The following is a 14,576-nucleotide window of genomic DNA, read 5'->3' on the forward strand; positions in this document are numbered from 1 at the left end:
CGGTCGGCGCCTGGGCGCGTCCGGTCTACCGCTCCTTTCCCCGCAGTTCAGGAGCTGCAACCTCTGTCGCGAGCATTCTGCGCAAACATCCCAGGCAGCGGGAACGCATCGGCCCCAGACTTCCTTGTGAGATTCCCAACTCTCCTGCGATTTCGCGGTAGGTGGGGTCAGCTGGGGACAGCATCGCAGTCAGCAGCCTTGGGCAGTGACCCGGTGTACGGGCCACGGCGGCCCGCAGTACGCGGCGCCGTTCGGCCATCAGGGCGGCCCGCTCCGGGCAGGCCGTGGGCCCGGCGGCAGGCTCGTCGCGGTACGGCCGCTCCCGCAGGACCCGCCGCCGGGCGCGGCGTGCCGCGTCGCGAACGGCTCCCTGCACCCAGCTCACCGCGTCGCCGGGCGGGCCCTCGGCGTCGATCCGTTCCAGGAGCCGTACCCAGACGTCCTGTTCCAGGTCCCCGGAGTCCAGGGCCTCGCCATGTGCCTCGGCGCTCGCCTCGGCCGCGACGAGCGGCCGCAGTACGCGCACCAGCGCGCCCGCGGCGGGCGCGCCGGCGCGGTCGTCCGCGGCCCCGGTTCGCGGGGCCGGGACCTCAGCGGGAACGGGGACGTGAACGGGCCGGGAGGCGATGTCTTCGCGGAGCGTCATGCCCCGCGGGACGACGCCGCCGCGCGTTGCGGTTTCGGCGGCGCCCCGCTGTCACCCGACCGTATGACGGCCGTTCAGTCGTTGACGAAGTCGGCCCTGGCCAGCAGGCCCGTGTCCGGATTGTCAGTGAAGATCCCGTCGATGCCCTGCTCGAAGTAGACCTTGAACGCCCCGAAGACGTCCCCGTACGCGTTTGGGTCGGTGCCGCGCCGGAAGTCGGCGGGGAGGAAGGAGTTCTCGTTCCGCATCGTGTAGGGGTGCAGGACCAGCCCCTCGGCGTGCGCGTCGCGGACGAGGGTGGTCGGCGTCCCGAGCTTGCCGCTCGCGTCCTTGGGGATGATCAGGTCGAGGGTGGGGCCGATGCCCTGCGCGTACGAGGCGATCCACGCGAGGCCCTCGGGCTTGACCAGGTCCGCGACCGTGCGCGGGTCGCCCGCCTGGACGAAGTCCCAGGGGCGGGAGTTCGCTCCGGAAAGCAGGACGACGCGCGGCGAGTCCACGAGCTTCGCCAGCCGCTGGATGCTGCTCGGCTCGAACGACTGGAGGAAGACCGGCGAGTTCGCACGGTGCCGGCCGTACCGGCGCAGCAGCTTCGCCAGCCGCTCCTCCAGTCCGAGGCCGAGGCCCCGGAAGTACGAAGGGTGCTTGGTCTCGACGTGCAGCCATACGGGGTGTCCGCGGCGGTGGCCCTCCTTCTCGGCCCAGCGCAGCACCTCCTCGAAGGTGGGTATCTCCCAGCGGCCGTCGTAGAGGGTGTTCTCCTGGCGGCTGGCGGGGATCCGCTCCTTGGCCCGCAGGGTCTTCAGCTCGGCGAGGGTGAAGTCCTCGGTGAACCAGCCGGTGAGGCTGGTGCCGTCGACGGACTTCGTGGTCCTGCGGGACGCGAATTCGGGGCGGGAGGCGACATCCGTCGTGCCCGTGATGTCGTTCTCGTGACGGCAGACCAGATGCCCGTCCTTCGTGGGCACCAGGTCCTGCTCGATGACGTGCGCGCCCATGTCCAGGGCCAGCTGGTAGGAGCCGAGGGTGTGCTCGGGCCGGTAGCCGCTCGCGCCGCGGTGCGCGATGACGGTGGGAATGGGCAGCGCGCGGTACCCGGAGCCATGGCCGTGCCCCTGGCCCTGACTGCCGTGGGGTTCCTGCGCGTTCGCCGCCGGGGCGCCGCCGATCCCCAGCGCGGCCGATCCGAGCACCGCCGCGCCCAGAACGGTCCGCCGCCCGGGGGTTCTGTCCGCACCCTGTGTCATGAACGCTCCTCCATCGGGATGTGATGTCCCGCACCTGTCGACGGGGCCCGTGCGGCGCACGATGCTAGGTGCCGGGACGTTACGCACGGGAGACCCTGGGCAAACGCGTCCCAAACTCAGGTCAACACTGTGTATCTGCTCGGTGAACCCAATGTGCGGAGGGGCGCGACCCACGAGTATCGTCCTCACCTGCACAGATTTCGTCGGACGTTCCCGACCGCCCTGACACCGGAGGACCCGTTGTCCCGCTTGTCGCTCATCAAGGCAGTGCTCGGACCGTTCCTGCGCCTGATGTTCCGCCCTCGTGTGGAAGGCGCCGAGAACATCCCCGGGGACGGCCCGGTCATCCTCGCCGGCAACCACCTGACCTTCATCGACTCGATGGTGCTTCCGCTGGTCTGCGACCGTCCGGTGTACTTCATCGGCAAGGACGAGTACGTCACGGGCAAGGGCCTCAAGGGCCGGCTGATGGCCTGGTTCTTCACCGGCGTCGGCATGATCCCCGTCGACCGGGACGGCGCGAACGGCGGTGTGGCGGCGCTGATGACCGGCCGCAGGGTGCTGGAGGAGGGCAGGGTCTTCGGCATCTACCCGGAGGGCACCCGCTCCCCCGACGGCCGCCTCTACCGGGGCCGTACGGGTATCGCCCGGCTGACCCTGATGACCGGCGCGCCCGTCGTCCCGTTCGCGATGATCGGCACGGACAAGCTCCAGCCGGGCGGCGCGGGCCTGCCGCGCCCCGGCCGGGTGACGGTCCGCTTCGGCGAGCCGATGGAGTTCTCGCGGTACGAGGGCATGGACCGCGACCGCTATGTGCTGCGGGCGGTGACGGACTCGGTGATGACCGAGGTGATGCGGCTGTCCGGCCAGGAGTACGTCGACATGTACGCGACGAAGGCGAAGGCGGCGTAGCGCTCCGCCGGCAGGTACCCCTGGACGGAGTCCGGGGGAAGGTGGGCCCCGGCCGGGTGTGACCGGTCGGGGCCCACGCATTGGGTGCCCGGGGTGTCCGGGGTGCCCGGCCGTCGTACCGGCCCCCGGCACCTTGGGTGGACCGTGGGTGGCACCCACCCGTTCCGCCCCAGCGGGGCGTACGCCCCCGAACGGTTACGGGTGCTCGACGCTGTCGGCGAGCTTCTGGCCGCGGAGCAGGAACCACGCGACCGCCGCGGTGGCGAGCAGCACCGCCGCACCCACGCCCGAAGCGAGCCTGAGCCCGTCGACGAACGCCTCCTGGGCGGCGCCGACCAGGGCCGCGCCCTGCTGCGCCGGGAGCGCGGTGGCTGCCTCGACGGCTCCGCCGAGCGACTCATGGGCGGCGGAGGCCACGTCCGCCGGCACCCCGGCCGGGGTCACGAAGTCCCGGTAGACCCCGGTCACGATGGAGCCGAGCAGGGCGATACCGAGCGCGGCGCCGAGTTCGTAGGCGGTCTCGGACACCGCGGAGGCCGCGCCTGCCTGCTCCTTGGGAACGCTGGAGAGGATCACGTCGGCGGTGACGGTGAACGAGAATCCCGCGCCGATACCGACGACGAGCAGCGCCGCACCCAGCAGCGGATAGCCGGTGGACCGGCCGATGAGGGTCAGCACGGCGAGCGCGACTCCCACGGCGGCGAGACCGGCGGCCACCACCGACCGTACGGAGAACCGCCGGGCGACCGTGCCCGCGACCAGACCCGTGGCCACCGCACCGATCGCGGCGGGCAGTTCCGCGAGACCGGCCTCGAACGGCTCCCTGCCCTGCACCAGTTGCAGGAACTGGGAGAGGAAGAAGACCAGTCCGGACAGGCCGAGAATGGTCAGCAGGTCCGCCAGGACGGCGCCGGAGAAGCCCCGGTGCCGGAACAGCCGCATGTCGAGCAGCGGCGCGGGCAGGGTCAGCTGCCTGCGGACGAATCCGTACAGCCCGGCCGCACCGATGAGCGCGGCGGCGCCTGCCTCCCAGCCGGGGCCGTGGGTCGCGACCTCCTTGACGGCGTATACGACACCGACCATGCCGACGAGGGACAGCGCGACACTGATCAGGTCCCACGGGCCCGCGACCGGGTTCTTGGACTCGGGCAGCAGCTTGATGCCGACGAGCACGAGGACGGCCATCACGGGCAGGTTGATGAGGAAGACCGAGCCCCACCAGAAGTGCTCCAGCAGGAAGCCGCCCACGACGGGGCCGACGGCCGCGCCCGCCGAGGCCATGGCGCCCCAGATGCCGATGGCGAGGCTGCGCTCCTTGGGGTCGTGGAAGATGTTGCGGATCAGGGCCAGCGTGGAGGGCATCAGCGTGGCACCGGCGACACCGAGCAGCGCCCGGGCGAGGATCATCATCTCGGGCGTGGTGGCGTACGCGTTGAGCACAGACACCGCACCGAAGGCGACGGCACCGCTCAGCAGCAGCTTCTTCCGGCCGATCCGGTCACCCAGGCTGCCCATGGAGACGAGCAGACCTGCGATGACGAAGGAGTAGACGTCACCGATCCACAGGAGCTGGGTCCCTGACGGCTTGAGGTCCTCGCTGAGGAAGGGCGTCGCCAGGCCGAGTACGGTGGCGTCCACGGCCACCAGCAGAACGGCCAGCGCCAGCACCGCGAGCGCGAGCCAGCGCCCGGGGCGGTACAGGGTTTCGTCCGTCCCGCTCGTGCGCTGGACCGTGCTGGTGGTCATTTCTCCACACTCCGTCGTGCTCCGCCGAGCAACAGCTCGGCGATCATGTACTGGAAGTCGTTCTTGGCGACCCGGCCGTCCATGACGGCCCAGGCGCAGGTGCCGATGAGCCCGTACAGGGCCTCGGTGAGCCATGCGGGCGAGAGGTCGATCCGGAACTCGCCCTGCTCCTGACCGCGTCGGAAGAGGGCCGAGACACGGGCGTCGAGCCTGGCCCAGCCTTCGTTGATCTGGTCGCCCTCGAACAGCTGGTTCTCGGTGACGAGGAAGGCGAGCAGCTCCGCGCCGGGCTCCATCTCGGCGATCAGCCGGCGCAGCCCGTCGCTCGCGCCGCCCTCGTCGAGGCGCGCCCGGTCGAGCGCGGCCTCGAACTCCTGGATGCCGAGCGCTTCGAGGGCCCTCACCAGGGCGTCCCGGCCCGCGAAGTGCCGGTGCAGCGTGGCGCGCCCGATGCCCGCGGCGCGAGCGACCTCGTCCATGGTCGCGGTCGATTTGCGGGCGAGGAGGGCGGCGGCGGTGCGGAGCACCTGATCACGATCCATGGCCATGAGACGAGCATACACCGAATGAGACGCGTGTGTCTCATTCGATAAATCAACGCCTCATAGAGAGGCTGGAGGAGATGCTGTGCACATGAAGCCGCTGCTGCTGATCGACATCGACGGTCCGCTGAATCCCTACGGCGGGAAGCCGGAGCGCCGCCCGGAGGGCTACACGACGCACCGGATGCGGCCGAGCGGCTGGACGCACGACAAGCCGCTGCGGGTCTGGCTGAACCCCGGGCACGGCGAGGAGCTGCTGGCGCTCGCGCAGCGGTACGAGCTGGTGTGGGCGACGACCTGGAAGGGCGAGGCGAACGAGTGGATCGGCCCGCATCTGGGACTGCCCCGACTGCCGTTCATCGACTGGCCCGTGATGCACGGGGCCTCGCCGCGCGGGACGTTCTGGAAGACGCAGTACGTGCTGGACTACGCGGCCGGGCGGCCGTTCGCGTGGATCGACGACGAGATCACGCACCTGGACCGGGAATGGGTGGGGCAGCACCACCTCGCCGACGCGCTGCTGCTGCACGTCGACCACCGGATCGGACTGACCCGGCCGGACTTCGACGCGCTCGCGGAGTGGGCCGAGGCGCTGTGACGGCCCAAACGGGACCGCCCCGGCCGGACAGGTGTCCGGCCGGGGCGGTCAGTGAGGTACGGGCGCGGGTCAGGCCAGGGTCGCGAGCGCCTGGTTGAGGGTCGCCGACGGGCGCATGACCGCCGACGCCTTCGCCGGGTCCGGCTGGTAGTAGCCGCCGATGTCGGCCGGCGAGCCCTGCACCGCGAGCAGCTCGCCGACGATCGTCTGCTCCTGCTCGGTCAGCGTCTTGGCCAGGGCCGAGAACGCGCCCGCCAGCTCGGCGTCGTCGGTCTGCTTCGCCAGCTCCTGGGCCCAGTACAGCGCCAGGTAGAAGTGGCTGCCGCGGTTGTCGATGCCACCGACGCGACGGGTGGGCGACTTGTCCTCGTTCAGGAAGGTCGCCGTCGCCCGGTCCAGGGTGTCGGCGAGGACCTGGGCGCGGGCGTTGCCGGTGGTCTGCGCGAGGTGCTCGAAGCTCGCCGCGAGCGCGAAGAACTCGCCCAGGCTGTCCCAGCGCAGGTAGTTCTCCTTGACCAGCTGCTGGACGTGCTTCGGCGCGGAGCCGCCGGCGCCCGTTTCGAACAGGCCGCCGCCCGCCATCAGCGGGACGACCGACAGCATCTTGGCGCTGGTGCCCAGCTCCAGGATCGGGAACAGGTCGGTCAGGTAGTCGCGCAGCACGTTGCCGGTGACGGAGATGGTGTTCTCACCGCGGCGGATGCGCTCCACGGAAAGCTTGGTCGCCTCGACCGGGGAGAGGATCTTGATGTCCAGGCCCTCGGTGTCGTGCTCCGGCAGGTACTGCCTGACCTTCTCGATCAGCTGGGCGTCGTGGGCGCGGTTCTCGTCCAGCCAGAACACGGCCGGGTCGCCGGTCGCGCGGGCGCGGGTGACGGCGAGCTTGACCCAGTCGCGGATCGGCGCGTCCTTGGTCTGGCACATGCGGAAGATGTCCTCGGCGCCGACCACCTGCTCCAGAACCACGTCACCGGCCTCGTCGACGACCCGCACGGTGCCCGTGGCGGGGATCTCGAAGGTCTTGTCGTGGCTGCCGTACTCCTCGGCCTTCTGCGCCATCAGACCGACGTTGGGCACCGAGCCCATCGTCGCCGGGTCGAAGGCGCCGTTCGCCCGGCAGTCGTCGATGACGACCTGGTAGACACCGGCGTAGCTGCTGTCCGGGAGGACCGCGAGGGTGTCGGCCTCCTGGCCGTCGGGGCCCCACATGTGTCCGGAGGTGCGGATCATCGCCGGCATGGAGGCGTCGACGATGACGTCGCTCGGGACGTGCAGGTTGGTGATGCCGCGGTCGGAGTCGACCATCGCGAGCTCGGGGCCCTCGGCCAGCTCGGCGTCGAAGGACGCCTTGATCTCGGCGCCCTCGGGCAGCGACTCCAGGCCCTTGAAGATGCCGCCGAGGCCGTCGTTCGGGGTCAGGCCGGCCGCGGCGAGCGTCTCGCCGTACTTCGCGAAGGTCTTCGGGAAGAAGGCGCGCACCACGTGGCCGAAGACGATCGGGTCGGAGACCTTCATCATCGTGGCCTTCAGGTGCACCGAGAACAGCACGCCCTCGGCCTTGGCGCGGGCCACCTGCGCAGTGAGGAACTCGCGCAGCGGCGCCACGCGCATGACGGACGCGTCCACGACCTCGCCCGCCCGTACCGGCACGGACTCGCGCAGGACGGTGGTGGAGCCGTCGTCGCCCTTCAGCTCGATACGCAGGGAGCCGTCCTTGGTGATGACCGCGGACTTCTCGGTGGAGCGGAAGTCGTCGACGCCCATCGTGGCGACGTTCGTCTTCGAGTCGGCGGCCCAGGCGCCCATGCGGTGCGGGTGGGTCTTGGCGTAGTTCTTGACCGACGCGGGGGCGCGGCGGTCGGAGTTGCCCTCGCGCAGGACCGGGTTGACGGCGCTGCCCTTGACCTTGTCGTAACGGGCGCGGATGTCGCGCTCCTCGTCGGTCTTCGGGTCGTCCGGGTAGTCCGGCAGTGCGTAGCCCTGCTCCTGCAGCTCGGCGATCACGGCCTTCAGCTGCGGGATCGACGCCGAGATGTTCGGCAGCTTGATGATGTTCGCACCGGGGGTCTTGGCGAGCTCGCCGAGCTCGGCGAGGGCGTCGCCGATCCGCTGGCCCTCCTCCAGACGCTCCGGGAACTGGGCGATGATGCGCCCTGCCAGGGAGATGTCGCGGGTCTCCACAGCGACCCCGGCGGTCGAGGCGTACGCCTGGACGACAGGCAGGAACGAATACGTCGCCAGGGCCGGAGCCTCGTCAGTGTGCGTATAGATGATGGTCGAGTCAGTCACCGGGTGCTCCGCTCCACGTCTGCAACATTGCTCGACATCAAGATATCTCGTGCCGACGGCCCGCTCGACAGGACCCTGCCCCCGATGTGGCGGCACGGCGGAAACACGATGCCGCCGCCCCGTCTCCGCGAAACGGGGCGGCGGCATCGCACCGAGCTCCGGAGGACCGCCGTCAGAGCTTGGCGGTGGCCCAGGCGTGCTGCGCGGCCAGGTCGGCCTTCACCTCGGCGAGCTGGACGGCGACCGCCGACGGGGCCGTACCGCCGCGCCCGTTACGGGAGGCGAGCGCGCCCGGGACGTTCAGGACCGTACGGACGGCGGGCGTCAGATGCGGCGAGATCTTGGCGAACTGCTCGTCGGTGAGCTGGTCCAGCTCGATCCCGTGGGCCTCGCACTCCTTGACGCACTCCCCCGCGACCTCGTGCGCCACGCGGAACGGCACGCCCTGCTTGACCAGCCATTCGGCGATGTCCGTGGCGAGCGAGAACCCGGCCGGGGCCAGCTCCTCCATCCGCCCGCGGTTGACGGTCAGCGTCGCCATCATCCCGGTGAAGGCCGGGAGCAGGACCTCCAGCTGGTCGCAGGAGTCGAAGACCGGCTCCTTGTCCTCCTGGAGGTCGCGGTTGTACGCGAGCGGCAGCGCCTTCAGCGTGGCGAGCAGGCCGGTGAGGTTGCCGATGAGGCGGCCCGACTTGCCGCGCGCCAGCTCGGCGATGTCCGGGTTCTTCTTCTGCGGCATGATCGACGAGCCGGTCGAGAAGGCGTCGTGCAGGGTCACGAAGGAGAACTCCTTCGTGTTCCAGATGATGACCTCCTCGGCGATCCGGGAGAGGTTCACGCCGATCATCGCGGTGATGAAGGCGAACTCGGCGACGAAGTCGCGGGATGCCGTGCCGTCGATGGAGTTGGCGGCGGAGCCGTGCTCGAAGCCGAGGTCCTTCGCCACCGCCTCCGGGTCGAGGCCGAGGGACGATCCGGCGAGGGCGCCGGAGCCGTACGGGGAGACGGCGGTCCGGTCGTCCCACTGCCGCAGTCGCTCGGCGTCCCGGGACAGGGACTGGACGTGGGCCAGGACGTGGTGGGCGAAGAGGACCGGCTGGGCGTGCTGGAGGTGCGTACGACCGGGCATGGCGACGTCCGGGTGGGCCTCGGCGAGGCCGACCAGCGCGTCCTGGAGCTCGGCGACGAGACCGCCGATGATCCGGGCGTGGTCGCGCAGATACATCCGGAAGAGCGTGGCGACCTGGTCGTTGCGGGACCGGCCGGCGCGCAGTTTGCCGCCGAGGTCCGGGCCGAGGCGCTCCAGCAGGCCACGCTCAAGGGCCGTGTGGACGTCCTCGTCGGCGATGGTGCCCACGAAGCTGCCGTCGGCGACGTCCGCTTCGAGCTGGTCCAGCCCCGCGATCATCCGCTCCAGCTCGTCCGCCGTCAGCAGGCCCGCCTTGTGGAGCACGCGCGCATGGGCGCGGGAGCCGGCGATGTCGTACGGCGCGAGGCGCCAGTCGAAGTGGACCGAGGCGGACAGCTTGGCCAGGGCCTCGGCGGGACCCGCGGCGAACCGGCCGCCCCAGAGCCGTACGTCACCGTTGTTGCTGCTCACTTCTCAAGCTCCTCAAAGACTGTGGATGTGCCACCGCCTCCCCGGCGCGGAGGAACGGGGAGGCGGTTGGTTCAACGGTCGGGGGTTACGCGAGGTCGCCGTCAGGCTCCGCCTGCAAGATCACGCCGCGCGGCGATCTTCGACGACAGGCCGAAGATGTCGATGAAGCCCTGGGCCTTCGACTGGTCGAAGGTGTCGCCCGAGTCGTACGTCGCCAGGTTGAAGTCGTACAGCGACTGGTCCGACCTCCGGCCGGTGACGACGGCGCGGCCGCCGTGGAGGGTCATCCGGATGTCGCCCGTGACGTGCTGGTTCGCCTCGTTGATGAAGCCGTCGAGGGCGCGCTTGAGCGGCGAGAACCACAGACCGTCGTAGACGAGCTCGCCCCAGCGCTGCTCGACCTGCCGCTTGTAGCGGGCCAGCTCGCGCTCGACCGTGACGTTCTCCAGCTCCTGGTGAGCGGTGATCAGCGCGATCGCGCCCGGCGCCTCGTACACCTCACGGGACTTGATACCGACGAGCCGGTCCTCGACCATGTCGATCCGGCCGATGCCCTGGGCGCCGGCCCGCTCGTTGAGCTGCTGGATGGCCTGCAGGACGGAGACGGGCTTGCCGTCGATGGCGACGGGGACCCCCTCCTTGAAGGTGATGATCACCTCGTCGGCCTCGCGGGCGAGGGCCGGGTTCTGGGTGTACTCGTAGATGTCCTCGATCGGCGCGTTCCAGATGTCCTCCAGGAAGCCGGTCTCGACGGCCCGCCCGAAGACGTTCTGGTCGATGGAGTACGGCGACTTCTTGGTGGTCGCGATCGGGAGCTGCTTCTCCTCGCAGAAGGCGATCGCCTTGTCCCGGGTCATCGCGTAGTCACGGACCGGGGCGATGCACTTCAGGTCGGGGCCGAGGGCCTGGATGCCGGCCTCGAAGCGGACCTGGTCGTTGCCCTTGCCGGTGCAGCCGTGCGCGACGATGCCGGCGTTGTGCTTCTTGGCGGCGGCGACGAGGTGCTTGACGATGGTCGGCCGGGAGAGGGCGGAGACCAGCGGGTACCGGTCCATGTAGAGGGCGTTGGCCTTGATCGCCGGGAGGCAGTACTCCTCGGCGAACTCGTCCTTGGCGTCCGCGACCTCGGCCTCGACGGCACCGCAGGCGAGCGCGCGCTTGCGGATGACGTCCAGGTCCTCGCCGCCCTGGCCGACGTCCACGGCAACGGCGATGACCTCGGCGCCCGTCTCCTCGGCGATCCAGCCGATGGCGACGGAGGTGTCCAGACCGCCCGAGTAGGCGAGTACGACGCGCTCGGTCACGGGTTTCTCCTTACGGTGCATTCGGTGATGGGTATAACTATGCAGAGCTCCGTATGTTTTGTCAACGCGGGCGCATATCCAGTGGCCGCCGCGGACCCCGGCTCCGTACGCTCCCGCCATGCAGACCAGGGGGTACGTCGCCATAGAACGGATCGAGCAGGGGGTGGAGCTCCCTGAGGCGCTCGGATCGACGGACCCGGACGTCTGGCTGGAGCTCGACGCGGAGGCCCGCGTCGTACGGCTGAACACGCCGGAGACCCGGTCCCGGAACCACGCCCGCGTGCCCGCCCTCGCCCTGTGCCACCGCGACGGGCGGGTCCGGGAGGCAGCGCTGGAGCAGGTGGCCGGGAATGCCGGGCTGCTGCCGCTGCTCGTGATCCGGACGACGGACTGGGCGGGGCCGGTCAGAACGCGGGCCCGGGCCCTGCTGCCGGGGCTGCTGGCCGCGGCGGACCCGGGGGAGCTGGTGCCGCTGACCGCGCTCGTGCTGCGGCTGGCGCGCCGGGAGCGTGGCGGCTTCGCGCGGGAGACCCTGGCCGCCGTGCTGCGGTCCGCTCCGCCCGCCGCCCTCGAACCCCTCCTCGCCGCGCCGGACCGTGGCACTCGCCGGTTCGCGTACGGCCTGGCCGTGGAGCGCGGGCTCCTCCCCGCGGCCCGCCTGGCCGGCGCCGCCGCGACCGACGACGACACCGTGGTGCAGAACCTGTGCGCCGAGGCCGCCCTCGCGCTCGACGCCACCGGCGACGAGGTGGCCGTCCCGCTGCTGCGGTCACGGCACCCCGCGGCACGGGCCGCCGGAGTCACGGCCCTGCGCCGGGCCGGCCGCCACGGCGAGGCCCGTCCGTACCTCACCGACCGCTCGGCGCTCGTACGGGCCTGCGCCCGCTATGTGCTGCGGCAGGGCGGAGTCGAAGCGCTCCCCCTCTACCGCGCCCTGTGCGCCGACCCGGCCGACCCCGGCATCCCGGGCTGGGCGCCGCTCGGGCTCGCCGAGTGCGGCGAGCGGGCGGACGCCGCTCTGCTGTGGCCGCTGACCACCCATCTCATGCCGTCGGTCCGGGCCCGGGCGGTCAGCGGGCTGCGCCTGCTCGAGAGGGCCGACGCGGAGCGGCTGCGCCCGCTGCTCGACGACCCCACGCCCGCCGTCGCCCGGGAGGTCGCGACCGCGCTGCTCCCGTCGGCCGCGTCGCTGCCGGAGGAATGGCTCCTGCGGCGGCTCGCCGCCCGCCGGCCCACGCACACCCGGCGCGCGGCCTTCCGGCTGCTGCGGGCCCGCGGCGGGGTCGCGGAGCTCCGGGCCGCCGTGACCTTGCTGGACGACGCCGACCCCGCGCTGAGGAGCCTGGCGGGATCCGCGATCCAGCAGTGGGAGCCGCCGTTCGGAGGGCACCACGACCCCGCGGAACTGGCCGCGTTGCTGGACCGCTGCACGCATCTGTTCAGCGAGTACGTGATGGTGCGCCTGCGGTGGAGGGCGGGACTGCCCGGGAGACCCCGGACGGCCGGGGAAGCGGGTGCGTCCGCGGAACCCGGGACGGTCGCGGAACGCCCGCTGAACAGCGCGGTACGACCCCGCCGTTCGCTCATCCGAGCCATAATCCGGGCATGGGACAGACGTACGAACGCATAGAAGGCCGTATCCGGACATTCATCGAAGAGCAGCCCGTTTTCTTCACCGCCACCGCCCCGCTCGCGGGCGACGGTCACGTCAACCTCTCCCCCAAGGGCCGCAAGGGCACCCTCGCCGTCGTCGACGAACTGACCCTGGCCTACCTCGACTTCGGCGGCAGCGGCGCCGAGACCATCGCCCATGTGCGCGAGAACGGCCGCATCACCCTGATGTGGTGCGCGTTCACCGGGCCGCCGAAGGTGCTGCGGGTGCACGGAGAGGGCGAGGCAGTGTTCCGGGACGATCCGCGGTGGGGCGAGTTCATCCCGTACTTCAAGGAAGTCGACGGTGCCTCGGCACGCGCCGTCATCGTCGTGCACGCCCGGCGGATCAGTGACGCGTGCGGATTCGCCGTACCGTTCATGGACTACCGCGAGGAGCGGACGCAGCACGCGGAGCACTTCGGGCGGAAGACGGACGAGGAGTTCGCGGCGTACTGCGAGAAGAAGCCGCATGTCGGAGTGAGCCTCGACGGGCTGCCCGCGCTCCCGCTCCCGCTGCCCGCCCGTACCGACTGACCCCCTGTCGGCAGGCCCTGCGGACGCCGGACACGCGCAGCCGACACAAGAGGCCCGGCGTTGAACTCCTCGGTCCTCGTCTCCGTATCCACCAGAGCGATACGGATGAGCCGAGGAGCAGCCGTGACGATGATTCAGAGCGGTCGGGCCGCAAGGCGCCAGACCATGCGCGCGATCAGGCCGCGCCGCAATCCGGCGGCGGTACTGCTGGCCGCGGCCTGGGCAGGAGCGGCCGCCGTGCTGTGGCTGTGGTGGGAGAACACGGCGGTCGTCCGTATGGACACCGCCGAGTGGCTGGTCGGGGCGGGCCGGATCACGGGCCTGCTCGGCGGCTACATGATCGCGCTCGTGGTGCTGCAGATGGCGCGTGTCCCGGCGCTGGAACGACGTGTGGGTTCCGACCGGTCGGCCCGCTGGCACGCGATGAGCGGCCGGTACGCGATCGGTCTCGTCGTCGCCCATGTCGTGCTGACCGTCTGGGGTTACTCCGTACAGGGCCGTACCGGCCTCGTCGAGCAGACCGTGACCGTCGTCGTCGACTTCCCCGAAATGATCAAGGCGGCGGTCGGCACCGTCCTCCTGCTGGTGGTCGGCTTCGTGTCGGCCGGCGCGGTGCGCCGCCGTATGCGCTACGAGACCTGGTACTACCTGCATCTGCTGACCTATGCCGCCGTGTACCTGACCTTCTGGCACCAGCTCGCCACCGGCGCCGAGTTCGTGGCCAGTGCGACCGCTCGTACGGTCTGGTACGTGCTGTACGCGGCGGTCGGCGCCCTGCTCCTCTGGTACCGCGCCCTGGCGCCGGTGCGGCTCAACCTCTGGCACCGGATGCGGGTGGAATCCGTCGTGAACGAGGCTCCCGGCGTGGTCTCCGTGCTGATCACCGGGCGCCGGCTGCACCGGCTCGGCGCCGAAGCGGGTCACTTCTTCCGCTGGCGGTTCCTCACCAGGGGCCTGCGCTGGAGCTCCAATCCGTACTCCCTCTCCGCTCCGCCCCGCCCGGATCTGCTGCGCATCACCGTCAAGGCCGTCGGCGAGCACAGCACGGCACTCGCCCGGCTGGAACCGGGGACGCGGGTCTGGGCCGAGGGACCGTACGGAGCGATGACCGCGGGCCGGCGGAGCCGGAACAAGGTGCTCCTGATCGCCGGCGGGGCCGGCATCACCCCGCTGCGGGCCCTGTTCGAGACGCTGCCGGGCGGCCCCGGTGACCTGTCCCTGCTCTACCGGGCCGGCACGAGGGAGGACCTGGCGCTGTGGAGTGAGCTGGAGGAGATCGCCGAGGCGCGGGAGGCGAAGCTGATGTACGCCGTGAACGGGCCGGACGGAGCACGCCCCCGCATCACCACCGAGCGGCTCAAGGAGGTGCTGCCGGACATCGATCAGCACGACGTCTATCTGTGCGGACCGCCCGGTCTCGCCGAGGAGTCATACCACGCGCTGCGCGCGGCGGGCGTGCCGTCCCGTCGTATCCACCATGAGTCGTTCGAGATGTGAGGCCGTCC

12 protein-coding genes are annotated in these 14,576 nt (G+C 71.0%); 5 read left to right on the forward strand and 7 right to left on the reverse strand.

Annotated elements, in window-relative coordinates; genetic code table 11:
• Window positions 1-25: 25 nt before the first annotated feature.
• Window positions 26-646: a sigma-70 RNA polymerase sigma factor region 4 domain-containing protein gene (locus AC0699_RS00945; RefSeq protein ID WP_478654045.1), complete on the reverse strand. Its 621-nt coding sequence runs from the start codon at window positions 644-646 to the stop codon at window positions 26-28.
• A gap of 74 nt (window positions 647-720) precedes the next feature.
• Entirely contained in the window at window positions 721-1,893 is a 1,173-nt protein-coding gene (locus AC0699_RS00950; RefSeq protein WP_478654047.1) for a glycerophosphodiester phosphodiesterase, read from the reverse strand.
• Between the two features lie 249 nt (window positions 1,894-2,142).
• Here AC0699_RS00950 and AC0699_RS00955 point away from each other — a divergent pair, with 249 nt between their 5' ends.
• On the forward strand, window positions 2,143-2,805 hold the full coding sequence (locus AC0699_RS00955; protein ID WP_478654049.1) for a lysophospholipid acyltransferase family protein: 663 nt from the start codon (window positions 2,143-2,145) through the stop codon (window positions 2,803-2,805).
• Window positions 2,806-3,000: 195 nt separating this feature from the next.
• On the opposite strand, the gene AC0699_RS00960 is transcribed toward AC0699_RS00955, so the two are convergent.
• Window positions 3,001-4,551, reverse strand: coding sequence for an MFS transporter (locus AC0699_RS00960; RefSeq protein ID WP_478654051.1), 1,551 nt, complete (start codon window positions 4,549-4,551; stop codon window positions 3,001-3,003).
• Entirely contained in the window at window positions 4,548-5,099 is a 552-nt protein-coding gene (locus tag AC0699_RS00965) for a TetR/AcrR family transcriptional regulator (protein ID WP_478654053.1), read from the reverse strand. The genes AC0699_RS00960 and AC0699_RS00965 overlap by 4 nt, the downstream gene beginning before the upstream one ends.
• Before the next feature lie 85 nt (window positions 5,100-5,184).
• Here AC0699_RS00965 and AC0699_RS00970 point away from each other — a divergent pair, with 85 nt between their 5' ends.
• Window positions 5,185-5,691: an HAD domain-containing protein gene (locus AC0699_RS00970; protein WP_478654055.1), complete on the forward strand. Its 507-nt coding sequence runs from the start codon at window positions 5,185-5,187 to the stop codon at window positions 5,689-5,691.
• A 69-nt stretch (window positions 5,692-5,760) separates the two neighbouring features.
• Here the strand turns inward: AC0699_RS00970 and AC0699_RS00975 are convergent, their stop codons facing one another.
• From AC0699_RS00975 to AC0699_RS00985, 3 genes are all read right to left on the reverse strand, one after another.
• A complete protein-coding gene (locus tag AC0699_RS00975; RefSeq protein WP_478654057.1) occupies window positions 5,761-7,980 on the reverse strand; it encodes an NADP-dependent isocitrate dehydrogenase in 2,220 nt (739 codons plus the stop codon).
• A 172-nt stretch (window positions 7,981-8,152) separates the two neighbouring features.
• The gene (gene argH, locus AC0699_RS00980; protein WP_478654060.1) at window positions 8,153-9,580 is read right to left on the reverse strand and encodes an argininosuccinate lyase; all 1,428 of its coding nucleotides are present in this window, start codon (window positions 9,578-9,580) and stop codon (window positions 8,153-8,155) included.
• 101 nt (window positions 9,581-9,681) lie between these two features.
• Window positions 9,682-10,884 carry an argininosuccinate synthase gene (locus AC0699_RS00985; protein WP_478654062.1) on the reverse strand — a complete coding sequence of 401 codons (1,203 nt, stop codon included), beginning with the start codon at window positions 10,882-10,884 and terminating at the stop codon, window positions 9,682-9,684.
• Between the two features lie 118 nt (window positions 10,885-11,002).
• On the opposite strand from AC0699_RS00985, the gene AC0699_RS00990 reads away from it, so the two are divergent.
• The 3 genes from AC0699_RS00990 (at window position 11,003) to AC0699_RS01000 (ending at window position 14,568) form a co-directional block, all read left to right on the forward strand.
• A complete protein-coding gene (locus AC0699_RS00990; protein WP_478654064.1) occupies window positions 11,003-12,514 on the forward strand; it encodes a hypothetical protein in 1,512 nt (503 codons plus the stop codon).
• Window positions 12,490-13,071 carry a pyridoxamine 5'-phosphate oxidase family protein gene (locus AC0699_RS00995; RefSeq protein WP_478654066.1) on the forward strand — a complete coding sequence of 194 codons (582 nt, stop codon included), beginning with the start codon at window positions 12,490-12,492 and terminating at the stop codon, window positions 13,069-13,071. The genes AC0699_RS00990 and AC0699_RS00995 overlap by 25 nt, the downstream gene beginning before the upstream one ends.
• A gap of 129 nt (window positions 13,072-13,200) precedes the next feature.
• A complete protein-coding gene (locus tag AC0699_RS01000; RefSeq protein ID WP_478654601.1) occupies window positions 13,201-14,568 on the forward strand; it encodes a ferredoxin reductase family protein in 1,368 nt (455 codons plus the stop codon).
• Window positions 14,569-14,576 lie beyond the last annotated feature (8 nt).

It is taken from the genome of Streptomyces sp. NPDC043870, from assembly GCF_056435785.1.